Genomic DNA, 14,173 nt, shown 5'->3' with positions numbered 1-14,173 from the left:
ATTTACTGTACAAGCCCCTGGGGCTCAAATATCACACTAGTACGCCCCTCCCTGGAGTTGATTGATTTAGTCAATGGCTTGCACGAAGCGCCTGTTCCTCTTTATAAAATTCCTTGTTCCACTATCCCCGGCAGGCATATACTCCACCCATTCTTCTTGTCACTTTACTTTAACTGATTGTAGTAATAATTTTAAGTGAATTACTATGCCTGAAGGTTTAACCCGTCAACAGCTATACGATAAAATACGCGAGTCTTCCAAAGAGGAATATATCCTGGAGGAAATGGTACGACTTGGATTCTGGCAGCGAGATACAGAAAAACCTTCTGTACCGGAAGTGCTGATAAAGCAGGAAGGTGCCCTTAATAAAGAGCTGAACCAGCTCCTGCAGGAGAAATACCGCTACCGCAATAAACAGCTTATGCTCACGGAAATGCGCAAGGCGCGCATGGCCAGGGCAAAAGCAAAGCGTGCGGAAACAAAGAAACGCAACGAAGAGAAACGTATCGCGCGCGCTGCCGCATGGGCAGAACAAAAACAACAGGATATCGTCTACCTGGGAGAGAATGTCTCCGCAGGCCTCAATAAAAAAGTTTCAGACGAAGCACAGCTGCGTAAGTTCAATTTACCGGTATGGCATACTGCGCAAGACCTCGCCAATGCCATGCAGCTTTCGCTGGGCAAACTTCGCTTCCTGGCATTCAACAGAACAGTTGGCCATCAGACGCATTACCAGCGTTTCCAGATTCCTAAAAAATCTGGCGGCACCCGCGTGATCTCTGCCCCGATGCCACAGCTGAAAGCTGCTCAGCACTGGATCCTGGAGAACGTACTGTACAAGATAACTAACAGTACATCTGCCAACGGCTTTGTACCGGGTAAGTCTATTGTCACCAACGCCATCCCGCATATCGGAAAAGATGTTGTTGTCAATATAGATCTGAAGGATTTCTTTCCTTCCATCGCCTATAAAAGGGTGAAAGGAATGTTCTGCAAACTGGGCTACAGCGAACAGGTTGCCACCATCCTGGGACTGATCTGTACAGAACCGGATGTGGATGAAGTTATGCTGGACAACCGCAAATTCTTCGTAGCTAAAACAGAACGCAGACTCCCGCAGGGAGCGCCTACCAGCCCGGCTATCACCAATATCATCTGTTTTAAATTGGACAGAAGGTTTGAAGGCCTCTCGGCTAAATACGGGTACGCCTATACGAGATATGCCGATGATATGACCTTCTCTGCAAAAGGAGAGCCTGCTGCTAAAATCGGTCAGCTACTCTGGGCCGCTAAAAAGATAGTGGCTGAAGAAGGGTTCGTACTGCACCCCGATAAGCTGAAAGTAATGCGGAAAGGCGACAGGCACGAGGTGACGGGCATTGTGGTAAACGAAAAACTGAGCCTCGACCGTACTACATTACGCAAGTTCAGGGCCCTGCTGCACCAGATCGAACTGACCGGACTGGCAAATAAAACCTGGGGCAAAGGAAATATTATCAGCAGCATGGAAGGCTACGCCAACTTTGTTGCAATGGTAAAACCTGAACAGGGAACAAAGCTGAAGAATCAATTGAATGCTCTGCTGCAACGTAATGATATCAAAGCAGAAGCACAGGCGATGTGGAAAGGGGAAGAAGTCGCATCGGCCAAACCTGCTGAGCATCTGCCTGAAAAAGAAAATAAAAAAGATAATACCAGCAACAATAATAAAACACCAGATAACGATAAACCCTGGTGGAATATACTGTAGGTGAAATCTCATAATTAAAAGGGCCGGCCTGTCAGAAAGTACAGGCCGGCCCTTTGTTGTTTTCAGTCGGAATAAATTTATGCTATATTGCTGGAAATGATAAACACCGGCTGTACTCCGCAATCATGTTCCCCTATTAAAAAGTAGCAGGGATCCTGCTTACGGATGGCGTCAAGTTTGCCCTGGTCATACAGTTGCTGTAAAGCACTATGCAATGCCAGGTAGGCATGGTACAAATAAACTTTCAGTAATTCCTCATAGCCCTCCAGTTTATATATTTCTATTTCTCCAAATACTTCTTCATCGATATTATAGGATGCAAGTTGGGCTAAATCGTTCCAGCAATCCATGGTAATACCAGGTACAGCGTAGAACCCATCTGCGAAATCATAGTGGCTATTGTTGTTGAATGGTTCCAGCTTAGAACTGTATGGTGTTCCCAGCACACTGATGCCATAGGCGTCCGCATCTATCTCAGCACCCTGAAATATATCATTGTACTCAAACAGCACTGCATACAGCGGGGCGTTTACATCGATATCTGTTTCCGGGTTTGTCCACCATTCCCGGATATTTATTTCCAGTTGTTCAAAAAAGGCAAGCGTATTCGTTTCTACATTGAGCACACTTACTTTTTCTTTCCATGGCGCCAGTAAAGGATGAAGGTTATTTATCGCCAGAAAAGCTGATTTGTTTGCTGTCAGCTCATTGGTAAAAAATGTTTTGATAGCAGTATTCATAGTTGGATCAAATCGGTGTTATTGGATTTTTCCGTTTTTATCTCTTGGGCCATTCAGCAACGCCATCAGTGTATCGGTAGCACCTGCGGGCGCCTGCGGGATTTTCTCCACCAGTTTGGCCAGGCGGGCTTTAGTTACCGGCGAATTTAACTGTTCAGCAATACTGGAAGAATAGAACATATTTCCTTCAGAATCAGTGATGGCATCTTCCGCAGCTTTGAAGAGCGTTGACTTATAAGCCGGAACATTAGGTATCTGGAAAGTAAGCACGTAGTCCTTATAAGAATAAGGGATCAGGCTCTTCGGGTTTAACGGGTTGATTCGCGTATCTCCCTGTTTGAGCAGGATGTCTGCGGAAGCATATAACGTCACCTGCCCCGCATAAGTGGAATCAGTCTGAAAATCGAACTCCGATTCAATAATCGATGGCTTATGGTTATCAATCTGGAGTCTTAAGGAATATAGTTTCTTTCCGGTAAGGGTTTTGTCCATGTAACCGGCCGAAAAATGGCAGGAACTAAATAGTGCTGCAACAGACAGAATTGCGATGATCCTTTTCATAGATAGGAAATAAATAATTACGATTGGCGCAAATATACTGATCCTGTTTGTTTATTGATAAAGTTGTTGGCCAGATGATTGTTGAGAAATCAGATAGGCATCTACGTTAGCATAGGATCATATAATAGGTTATTCCTTTTCGGGCTGTTCTATTTTCCCGTGAACAACTTCATCCAGCGGTACCTCATCCATACCCTGTGGGTCTTTCAGATAACCATTATTCCTGAATGGGTATTCGAAATATACATTGTAAGAACCTTCCTCATTAATCTGATAAAATTTACCTTTTCCGTAGAAGAATTCTCCCGGCAGCCATTTGCCTTCTACATCTTTAGTGAGGATGGTATTGTCTTTAATCATAGCATAAACGGTATCAGTAGCACGATGCTTATTTTTATAAGCGGTATTCTTTTTGCCGGGAAAACTTCGGATCTCCAGGTTGTAGTCCCAGTGTGTTACAATAATTCGCCAGTAGAAATCACTGTCAGTAAATTCAAGTGTGTTCATAAAATATTCCTTGTTGTCCCTTACCACGGGATAATTCGGATTATCTTTCACTGTTCCGCGATAGGCCTGAAAGTTTATTATTTCAGTGAATGATTTATTAGACAAATTGGTACCGGCTAATATATCAGATACACTTTTCAGATATTTCTCATTATAATGGAATAGTGCGTCTAGCACATCATCTTGCAGCTGATAGTCTTTAGGCATCAAAGTGGCGAGTGCACTGATCTCAGCAGGAGTGTAGTATTTTTTGCGAAGGTAGCTTTCTACCCAGGTTTTCAGCGGACCACTTTTAAGTTTTGCATTCATGGCAGTCACAAACTCCTTACGGGTAGTAGCAGAGAGCTTTCTTATATCGGAGAAGTCTGACTGTGCTGCCACAAAGGTAGGTAGGCCAACAAGGAGCAATAGGAATAATTTTTTCATAGGGATACAGAATAGATTTAATATAATATATTGTAGATGTAAAGATATAGTCTTAAACTTTATTATATTAAAAATGGCCACCTCTACGCAGTAGAGGCGGCCATTTTTTTATTCCTTGATAAGATGATTATCAGAGATTATATCCCAGGGAGATATACCATTGAGAGCCGACAGTAGGGTTACCCCATGACTGAATATATTGTTTATTCAGAATGTTGGCACCACCTAATTTAACCGTGGTTTTTACTTTAGGGAACAGTTTGGTTACCTGCGCGTCTAAGGTGCCATAGGCAGGGATTTCACCGAGGTTCATCACGTTGATGATGTTGTTGACGAAGCTGGACTGCCAGATGAATTTATCCTGCCATCTCCAGGTAACGTTAACGCCTATATTAGATTTTGCAATGTTTCTGTTACCTATATAGAGGTTGTAACGCACTTTAGGTGTGTTGTACATTGGCAGGAAGCTTCCCAGGTCGTTGGCATTCAGTAATTCATTGTAGGAGATATTACCGCCAGCAACAAAGTTCAGCGGCATGGTGTAGTCTATACCCAGTGCCCATCCCCATGATTTAATATCCTTGTCGAAGCTAACCGGGACAGAGAAAATATTCTGACCGGTGGTAGTAGGCTGTACCAGGATTTGAGGACCATTGAAGTTTTTGAAGTTATTCGTATATACGTAAGCGTCTACGAGCACACGATTGGCAAATAAGCCCTTGTAGCCTACTTCCCAGGCGCGGATTCTTTCCGGCTCATAATCGCGGAAGGTATACTGAGCAGGTTTTCCGGCCTGAATGGATTCCAGTGTATACAGTGGTCCGGTGTTCAGATGATAACGTTCACGCAGGAACGGTAAGCCACCGATAAGGTGTGCCTGTGGTGTCTGGAGATCGATGTACTGGTCCTGGTTGGTAGGGATACGGAAACCTGTCTGGTAGGAAGCGCGGATGTTGTGCGATTGCAGGAAGGTATATACGGCAGATAAACGTGGGCTGAACTGGCCTTTAAAATTCTGGTTCTTATCATAACGAATGGAACCGGTCAGTTTAACGTGTTCGTCCAGGATATTCTTCATGATCTGCGCATAGCCACCATATTCTTTTACGCGGAATTCGTTGCCATTATCATCCACCGCAAAAAGTGTTTTCTCAGAGTTGAGTGCATACACGCGATAGTTGCCACCAACAAGGATTTCAGCAAATTTTACCAGGTCTTTGAAGTTGTACATGAATTCTGCCTGATAGAGATTTGTTTTATCCAGGAATTTGGCGCCTACACCGGTAGCATCACCAGGGATAGGTTTACTTTTCACTTTGTCTGCAGCAGCGTTGAATTCAGGCGTACCTGGCAACAGGCGGCCCTGATCAGCTTTTGCTCTTGCTGCAGCTGCCATGGTGCCACGGGCGTTGTTTACGGCAGACTGAGCAGTTGCATAAGCGGCGGCTGGTGTTGCTCCTCCACCAAGTGCGGCTCCATATGCCTGTGCAAAGGCATTAACAGCAGCTCCGGTATAGGTAGTAAAGTATTCGCCATACCACTGCTGGCTTGTTTTCCATGCTTCATTAATACCTGAGGCCAGCGTGCCGATGGCATAGCTGTCGCCGGATCTTTCCTGGGTGGTATAAAGTCTTACATAGAAGTTGGAGCCTCTTAGTTCGGCTTTATACTGGCCCATGCGGAAGTTCTTGATGGAATATCTGTCGGCGCCGGTATAAACAGTGGTACCTGTTCCATAGCTGCCCTGGATCAGTGCTTCCAGGTTTTCATGGATTTTATAGTGGAATGCCGCATTGAATTTCAGGTTTTTGGTATTGTAATCTGCCACGGAGCTTTCGTCGTATCCGGTGCGGGTTACATAACCATTAGTTGCCGAAGGCATGGCTGCTGAGATGATCTGCTGAGGAGTGACTGTTCCGCCAAAGAGTGCCGAAACACCAGCCAGCTGCTGTGCCAGTGCGCTTGTTGGTGTATTTGCCTGTCCGAATATGGTGTTGGTCATGTTTTCATAATGCTCATCACCATACACATTAACACCATTATAGGCTTCATTATTGGCCCTGGTGCCATCCTGCAGGGTATGACCGTTCTGCATGCTCTGGTCACGCTTGTCGTAGGCCTGCCAGTCGTCTGCTTTGAGGTAGCCGAAGTTTAACTTGAATGCGAATTTGTTGTTGAATGCTTTTGCATAACGGAGGGCTATGTCGTAATAGCCGGTTGTAGGTGTGGTACGGCCGCCTTCACTAAGGATACCTGTTTTTACATTGGCGCTGAGGCCCTGGTACTGGAAGGGGTTTTTGCTGTTCAGCAGTACGATACCATTGAGTGCATTGGGGCCATAAAGAGCCGAGGCAGCTCCTGGTATCAGCTCCACGTTGTCCATGTCCAGCTCTGAAATACCAACGATATTTCCCACGGAGAAGTTGAGGCCTGGCGCCTGGTTGTCCATACCATCGGTCAGCTGTAATACCCTCGTGTTGCCGTTGGCGTTAAAACCGCGGGTGTTTACAGATTTGAAGGTCAGACTCTGGGTGCTCATTTCCACGCCTTTGAGGTTGGCAAGCGCGTCATAAAAGGTAGGAGCGGGGCTGTTTTTGATGGCCCTGGAATCTAACTTCTCAATGGATACCGGCGATTTCAGGATGCTTTCCTGTACACGGCTGGCGGCAACCACTACTTCGAGGCCCAGGATTTCCGTGGAGGCCAGCTGTACGCTGATATCCGTTTTAGGTCCTGTAACGGCCACTTCCTCGGTCTTATACCCTACAAAGGATAATACCAGCGTCAGTGGGAATGCATGCGCGGTTTTAAGCTGAAAATTACCACTGTTGTTGGTAACAGTACCAATATTACTGCCTTTGATCGCAATGCTTACACCTGGGAGGGCGTTGCCTGTTGTCTTGTCTTTTACATTACCACTAATAGTGGCCTGAGTTTGGGCGAAGAGGAATGTCGGGATAAATACTAAAGCACACAGCACTCCCCATAGGAATCGGAATTGATTGCTTTTCATAAACAGCGGAAGGGTTTAGTTTGATTTCAGTTGACACTTATCTTAAATATAAGTATTTTCCCTTACCATCAGCACTCCCGCTGTAAAATAAATAGGAATCTTTTCCGGTATGAAGCTACAAAAAGGCTAAATCCACGACTGTAGTATCTTTCCGATTTTCTCGAATTCGATCAGGAAGCCGTCATGCCCGTAAGAAGAATCGATTTCATGATAGGTGGCTTCAGGAAGATGTTTCGCCATGAACTGTTGTTCTTCCGGCGGACATAATATATCGCTGGTAATGCCTATCAGCAATACCGGCATTTTTATGTGCGAGAGGGAAGCGGTAATGTCTTCATGGCGGCCACGGGCAATATTATGGCTGTCCATCGCCTTGGTAAGCAGCCAGTAGGTTTGTGCGTTAAAACGCTTTACCAGCTTGTCGCCCTGGTAGGTGATATAGGAAGATGCCCTGAAATGGTCTGTTTTTTCCTTGTCAGGGTCCGATTGGGTACGCACAAAAGTCTGGTAGTTGCGGTAGGTAAGCATACCGATCGCCCTGGCGGCTTTAAGGCCTTTATGCCCCGCATGGGCTGTTTCCTGCTCCCAGGTGTGATCTGCCTCGATTGAGAGGCGCTGGGCCGTATGAATGGCGATGCCCCAGGCACTTTCAGCGGCTCCGGTACATAACAGGAAAAGTTTACCGATCGTATCAGGTTCCATCAATGCCCATTCCAATGCCTGGTAACCACCCATGGATCCGCCTACCAGCAGTTGAATGTATGGTATCTGCAGATGCGCACGCAGTAGCATATGCGCTTTTACAATATCCCTGATGGTGACAGCCGGGAAACTGCGGTACCAGGGCTTGCCGGTAACCGGGTTCACGGTGGAAGGACCGGAAGTACCATAGCAGGAGCCAAGAATGTTGGCACAAACAATAAAATGACGCGCAGGATCTATCGCTTTCCCTTCTCCGATAAGACCTGTCCACCAATCTGCCACATCACTGTTGGCCGTCAGTGCATGACAAACCCATACCACATTGCTGCCATCAGGCTGCATGGTGCCGTATGTATGATAGGCGATTTGTAACTCGGGTAACGTCTCCCCGGATTCAAGATGAAATACTGCTTTGCTATGAAATACCTTTGCCGACAACTAAATTAAATTTTCGCAAAACTAAGACATCAGTAACTAAAAATGCAATCAAATTGCAGAAAAATACCGTAAATCATCTGTAGCATAGGGCTGAAATACCCCGCCATGGCTGTATAAATGCCTATGCTTTGCAATGAGCTGATGAATAATTATCTTTGATATAGAAAATTATAGTTATGAAGATAGCATTACAAAGAATAGACGACGGATTCAATATGGAAGCAGTAGATGAAAACGGCCACAAAGTGCTGATGGATTCTTCGCTCGAAAATGGTGGTAAAAATAACGGCGTACGACCAATGCAGATGATCATCATGGGCCTCGGTGGCTGCTCTGCCATCGATATCGTTATGATCCTGAAAAAACAACGCCAGGAAATCACCGACTTCCGTATCGAAATTGAAGCGGACAGAGAAAAAGGTAAAGAACCTTCTCTCTGGGAAAATGCACATCTCATATTCCATCTCTTCGGTACCATCGATGCAGATAAAGCCGCACGCGCCGTTGAACTCTCCATGAACAAGTATTGCTCTGTCGCAGAAACACTGCGTAAAGGTAATACCAACCTCACCTGGGAAGTTAAAATCAACGAATAATTATAGAATCTCGAGCGATGCAAAAGGAAAACCAATACCAGCCGGAAACCAACGCAGTCAGGATCCAGATACCACGGACCGACCAGATGGAACATTCCACACCCATGTTCCTCACTTCCAGTTTTTGTTTCGACAATGCGGAAGAAATGAGAGCCACCTTCGCGGATGAAACCGACTTCAATATCTACAGTCGTTTCATGAACCCCAATGTGGACGAATTTGTAAACAAAATGGTAGCCCTCGAAGGGGGAGAAGCCGGCTTTGCAACCGCCTCTGGTATGAGCGCTGTATTTGCCAGCTTTATGGCACTTCTGAAAGCAGGCGACCACCTGTTATCCGCCCGCTCCATCTTTGGGTCCACACATACCGTAGTGACTAAATTCCTCCCTAAATGGGGTATTGAATATTCCTACTTCGATATGAACGACCCCGCCAGCATTGAAGCGATGATCAAACCGAATACCAAAATGATCTTCGTGGAAACACCATCCAATCCTGGCCTCGAAATCATAGACCTCGAACTGCTGGCCAATATCGCCAACAAACACAATATCATCCTCAATGTCGACAACTGCTTTGCCACACCGGTGCTCCAACGCCCGCTGGCTTTAGGCGCCCACCTGGTAACACATTCCGCTACCAAATGGATCGACGGACAAGGACGCGTTTTAGGCGGCGCCATCGTAGGTAAAAAAGAACTGATCAAAGAAGTATATACCTTCTGCCGAAGCGCAGGTCCGGCACTGTCGCCGTTCAATGCATGGGTGCTCAGCAAAAGCCTGGAAACCCTCTACGTACGCATGGAACGCCACTCACAGAGTGCGCTGGCCATCGCGCAGGCACTGGAAGGAAACTCACACCTCAGCTTCGTCAAATATCCTCTGCTGCCCAGCCATCCGCAATATGAAATCGCTAAGAAACAAATGAGCGGCGGCGGCGGCATCGTATGCTTCGAACTGAAAGGTGGTATCAGCAGCGGCGTTAAATTCCTCAACGCATTACAACTCCTGACACTCACCGCCAACCTCGGCGACAGCCGTAGTATCGCCTCTCACCCGGCCAGTACCACGCACGCCAAACTTACCGACGCCGAAAGAGCCGACGTAGGCATCAGCCCCGGACTTATCCGTATCTCCGTTGGCCTCGAAAACGTAAAGGATATCCTCGATGATATCCTCCAGGCACTGGAAAAAAGTAAATAATAACCGATATTTTAAAAAAGAATCCTGCCCCCATAGGCAGGATTCTTTTTTTCAGTTATATTAGAATTATGAAATCCTTTGCCCAATTTTTACTCATCCTCATCCTGTCCTACGCGGCAGGCATGATACTGCCCTGGTGGAGCGCCGCGCTGGTAGCTTTCCTGATCACAGCACTCTATCCTTCCTCCCCCGGAAAGTCGTTTTTTATCTCCTTCATGGCGGTTTTTGTACTCTGGTTAGTGCTCGCATTCTACCAGGATATCCGGAACGACCACCTCCTGGCTAATCGCATGAGCATTACCATCATGAAAGTAAAGAGCGCCCCGCTTATTGGCGTGGTGAGTGCATTCATCGGTGGACTCACAGCTGGTTTCGCAGGATTAACGGCCGCGTATATACGCAGCAAAAAACCTGAGAAGGCAACAGCTCGATAAAAAAGAGCTGTTAAAAATCTTCTAAAGCCTGCATACCCTGATGCGGTAATAACATCGTAGCCTTATTTTTGGATGATGAGAAAATTAGTAATCCTGCTGACCCTACTCTGTTCCTACTGTATCGTTACTGCTAATACCCTCAGAGGTATCGTTACTGACGAAAATAACCAACCACTCCCTTACGCCACTGTCATGGTAAAAGGTACCACATCCGGTACCACCGCCAATGCCAGAGGACAGTATCAGCTGGAACTCAATCCCGGTACATACACCATCGTCTGTCAGTATATCGGCTATAAAAAAACAGAACAACAAATAAAACTCACCGAAGCCGTACAGACATTCGACTTCAAACTGCCTGCTGTCAGCATGCAGATAAAAGAAGTCGTGATAAAATCCAACGGTGAAGATCCTGCCTACGCCATCATCCGCGAAGCAATCAAAAAGAGGAAAACCTACCAGCAACAGGTGAAGGAATTCCAATGTATGATCTATAGCAAAGGCACCCTCCAGGCACTTAAAATGCCCGATAAAATACTGGGTAAAAAGACGGATAAACAGGATATGGGCCTCGACAGTGCAGGTTCCGGCGTATTGTACCTGACCGAATCCGTCAGTAATATCGCCTGGCGCCAGCCAGACAAACTTAAAGTTACTGTTGTCAGCTCCCGTAAAAGCGGCGGCGGCTTCGGAATCAACTTCCCCGCCTTTATCAATTTCTATGATAACAATGTAGAAGCCATTATAACAGAAATGGGCCCACGCGGCTTTATTTCGCCCATCGCAGAAAACGCCCTCAGCTTTTATAAATATAAACTGGAAGGCTCCTTTATTGAAGATGGTAATTCAGTATATAAGATAACAGTAACGCCTAAACGTAAATATGAACCCCTGTTTACCGGAACGATATTCATTACGGACCACGACTGGCGGATTCATAGCCTCGACCTCACACTGACACCGGAATATACACTGGAAATGCTGGATCTGCTGCGCATCCGGCAAACGCATGTCCCGGTATCGGCAACTGTCTGGCGCGTGAAAGACCAGGTGGTACACCTCGAATTTGCAAAATTGGGTATGTCCATTGCCGGCAATTTCGTGGATGTATATTCGGATTACAATCTCCAACCCAACTTCGGTCCTAAATATTTTGATAACGTCATTCTGAAGCTCAGCCGCAAGTATAATCAGCATTCAAAAAATTACTGGGACAGTATCCGGCCGGTGCCACTGGAGCCTTACGAAATGCGTGATTACAAAACCAAGGATAGTACGGCCAAAGCTAATAAAGACAGTGCTTTCAGCAGGTACCGCATAGATTCCCTGCGCAAAAAACAAGGTCCGGTGAAGCCACTGCAGCTATTGTGGAGTGGTATCAGCCGAAAGGATTATTTCACCCGAGATTCCCAGATCGTTTATAATACCTTTCGCATGAAAGGATTGGCTCAATCTCTCAAATACAATACAGTAGAGGGTTTGGTGCTGGCTGTTGAACCTTCTTTTACCTTTGATGCCGGCGAAGACCGTGCATTGACAGTAACACCGTATTTCAGATATGGCACCAGCAATACCCATTTCAATAGCTATGTAAATGTGAACTATGCCACCAGGGGGAAACTCTTCAACAGCAAAGGCACGAATTCCTTTCTGCTGGCAGGAGGGAAGCAGGTTTCACAATTCAACCACGACAACCCCATCGACAATCTCATGAACGAATTCTATACGCTGCTGCTGCACGAGAATTTCATGAAGATCTATGAAAACTGGTTCCTGAAAGGCGCCTACCTCCGCAACTTCGACAATAAAACAAGTTTCCGGTTGTCGGCTACCTACGAAAACAGGATTCCGCTGGAAAATACCACCGACTTCAGCTTCTTTGGCCGCAATAAAACATTCACCCCTAATCATCCGTACGAGCTGGCCAATGTGCCTTTCGATCGTCACAGCGCTGTAGTGCTGGAGGCAAGCTTCAAGTTCCAGCCCGGACAGAAATTCTGGGAGTTCCCGGACCGTACCATTGCCTACGGATCTAAATATCCGACCTTTGAAATTGGCTATGGTAAAGGAATTCCGGGAATTGCAAACAGTGTGGCCGACTTTGATAAGTGGAATTTCAATATCAGGGATAACATGAATTTTAAACTCTTTGGAGAGTTCAGGTACAACCTTGGTGTGGGCGGATTCCTGAACGCAAAAGATGTGGAAATTCCTGACTACAGACACTTTAATGGCAACCAGACCTTCTACAACATCAAATACCTGAACAGCTTCCAACTGGCGCCGTATTACCTGTACAGTACCACCGCCGCATTTTATGCCACCGCTAATGTGGAGCACCACTTTAACGGGCTGCTCACCAATAAAATTCCTTTGTTTAACCGGTTGAAGTGGAACCTGGTAGTAGGTTCCAATGCCTTTTATGTAAACAGCGATAATAATTACGTAGAGGTATTCGCCGGACTGGAAAATATATTGAAAGTGGCCAGGGTAGATGTTATAGCGGGATATCAGAGTAAGGATAATACGCGTATAGGCGTTAGAGTAGGATTTGGCGGCCTCCTGGGCAACCTGATTATGCCAAAAAATAATTAATAAAAAATGGCATGCCGCGTATGCTGCATGCCACCGTCCCATGCTTTTAGCTTATCTCCCTTTTCTGCGCACTTCTTTTTTGTCATCAAAAAAATAGGCGAGCAGGCGATAAATCCAGATAGCCACAATAGCGTAAAAGAAATAAGTAATGTACTGACTCATGACCTAACATTTTTGGGTTAAACAATATAATTCTCGATACAATTTCAAAATGAATGCCAATCGGAGTAACTTGACTTTATGCTTTAGATATATACAATAATAATCAAATAGTTATAAAATTCATTATTATTTTTTTCACATTTTGTGTGCGGATAATCCTTTTATATTATTATAATATATATGTTATTTACTACCTGATTCTGGCTCTGGATATCACACATTAATGTTATTGGTAATTGATCGGTATAAGATTTTTCGAAAGATTTTGGTTTATAGATATAACGCACCTGCCCATTTAATGTTTAGCGGTAACGGGAAAGTATAAACAAAAAAATACACCAGGTAGAAACCTGGTGTGTGATTATCGTTTGAATCGTAAAAATTATAGAAATGTTTTAAGATCCGGCTAATAAGTCGGACGAAATATTTGCTGTTATGGCGATTATTTTTATCAGTAATGATGAAAGATCTTTCTCGTTTTTCGGGACACATGCCATAGCGCCTGCTTCCAGGTATTTTGCTTCTGCGGTGTTGCTTAAAGCAGAACTGATGATAACGATGGCTGCTGAAGACTGTTGTTTTATACGGGAGATGATTTCCAGGATATCGTATCCTTCCCAGTAATCGTCCAGTATGACTAGTTCATACGGTGAAGATTGGAGTTCCTGTAATGCATATTCGATGGAGGTGCTGGTACATGGAATAAAACGTACCCCTTGAAGTATGGCTGAAACGACATTTGCAAATGTTTCATCAGCGTCCGCAATCATCACATGTCGTTGTTTTATTTCCTGAAACCTGCCAGAATGGAGCATGGGGAATACAATCGATTTTGGTGATCAACAAGTCCCGGAAATAAAAAAACGCGGGACTCTTGCATTGCCGCTCTGGTAGCCGTAGGAGACTGGAAAACGGACAAAGAAGAGCCCGCGCTAAATGCACGAGCTTTATCTTCTCCTCGTTTTTCCTTTTTGAAATTTCCTACGTTTCCAGAGGACGAGTAAAGAATCAGCTTCAATATTTTGGAGCTGCAAGATAGCAATTTAA

The 14,173-nt window shown here is 45.4% G+C and carries 11 protein-coding genes; 5 read left to right on the top strand and 6 right to left on the bottom strand.

Annotated elements, in window-relative coordinates; all coding sequences use genetic code 11:
• Positions 1 to 205: 205 nt before the first annotated feature.
• The gene (locus F3J22_RS22740; RefSeq protein ID WP_167020221.1) at positions 206 to 1,750 is read left to right on the top strand and encodes a reverse transcriptase family protein; all 1,545 of its coding nucleotides are present in this window, start codon (positions 206 to 208) and stop codon (positions 1,748 to 1,750) included.
• A 77-nt stretch (positions 1,751 to 1,827) separates the two neighbouring features.
• Here F3J22_RS22740 and F3J22_RS22735 read toward each other — a convergent pair whose 3' ends face one another.
• The 5 genes from F3J22_RS22735 to metX all read right to left on the bottom strand — a co-directional run bounded on the left by F3J22_RS22735 (position 1,828) and on the right by metX (position 8,137).
• Entirely contained in the window at positions 1,828 to 2,490 is a 663-nt protein-coding gene (locus F3J22_RS22735) for a hypothetical protein (protein WP_167020220.1), read from the bottom strand.
• Between the two features lie 18 nt (positions 2,491 to 2,508).
• Positions 2,509 to 3,051, bottom strand: a complete 543-nt coding sequence (locus F3J22_RS22730; protein WP_167020219.1) for a hypothetical protein — start codon at positions 3,049 to 3,051, stop codon at positions 2,509 to 2,511.
• A gap of 129 nt (positions 3,052 to 3,180) precedes the next feature.
• Positions 3,181 to 3,984 (bottom strand): hypothetical protein, encoded by an 804-nt coding sequence (locus F3J22_RS22725; RefSeq protein ID WP_167020218.1) that lies wholly within the window; start codon positions 3,982 to 3,984, stop codon positions 3,181 to 3,183.
• Between the two features lie 130 nt (positions 3,985 to 4,114).
• Positions 4,115 to 6,997, bottom strand: a complete 2,883-nt coding sequence (locus F3J22_RS22720; RefSeq protein WP_167020217.1) for a TonB-dependent receptor — start codon at positions 6,995 to 6,997, stop codon at positions 4,115 to 4,117.
• A gap of 126 nt (positions 6,998 to 7,123) precedes the next feature.
• Complete coding sequence (gene metX / locus F3J22_RS22715; RefSeq protein ID WP_167020216.1) at positions 7,124 to 8,137, bottom strand: homoserine O-acetyltransferase; 1,014 nt, start codon at positions 8,135 to 8,137, stop codon at positions 7,124 to 7,126.
• A 176-nt stretch (positions 8,138 to 8,313) separates the two neighbouring features.
• Between metX and F3J22_RS22710 the strand changes: the two genes are divergently transcribed.
• From F3J22_RS22710 to F3J22_RS22695, 4 genes are all read left to right on the top strand, one after another.
• Positions 8,314 to 8,733, top strand: coding sequence for an OsmC family protein (locus F3J22_RS22710; protein WP_167020215.1), 420 nt, complete (start codon positions 8,314 to 8,316; stop codon positions 8,731 to 8,733).
• A gap of 17 nt (positions 8,734 to 8,750) precedes the next feature.
• Positions 8,751 to 9,935: an O-succinylhomoserine sulfhydrylase gene (locus F3J22_RS22705; protein ID WP_167020214.1), complete on the top strand. Its 1,185-nt coding sequence runs from the start codon at positions 8,751 to 8,753 to the stop codon at positions 9,933 to 9,935.
• A 68-nt stretch (positions 9,936 to 10,003) separates the two neighbouring features.
• The gene (locus F3J22_RS22700) at positions 10,004 to 10,369 is read left to right on the top strand and encodes a hypothetical protein (protein ID WP_167020213.1); all 366 of its coding nucleotides are present in this window, start codon (positions 10,004 to 10,006) and stop codon (positions 10,367 to 10,369) included.
• A gap of 75 nt (positions 10,370 to 10,444) precedes the next feature.
• The gene (locus tag F3J22_RS22695) at positions 10,445 to 12,964 is read left to right on the top strand and encodes a DUF5686 and carboxypeptidase regulatory-like domain-containing protein (protein WP_167020212.1); all 2,520 of its coding nucleotides are present in this window, start codon (positions 10,445 to 10,447) and stop codon (positions 12,962 to 12,964) included.
• A 557-nt stretch (positions 12,965 to 13,521) separates the two neighbouring features.
• Here F3J22_RS22695 and F3J22_RS22690 read toward each other — a convergent pair.
• A complete protein-coding gene (locus F3J22_RS22690; RefSeq protein WP_240155197.1) occupies positions 13,522 to 13,896 on the bottom strand; it encodes a response regulator in 375 nt (124 codons plus the stop codon).
• Positions 13,897 to 14,173 lie beyond the last annotated feature (277 nt).

Source organism: Chitinophaga sp. Cy-1792 (assembly GCF_011752935.1).
GTDB lineage: Bacteria > Bacteroidota > Bacteroidia > Chitinophagales > Chitinophagaceae > Chitinophaga.
Note: the sequence above shows the minus strand (reverse complement) of the source record. Positions and strands in the feature narration are given on the sequence as shown.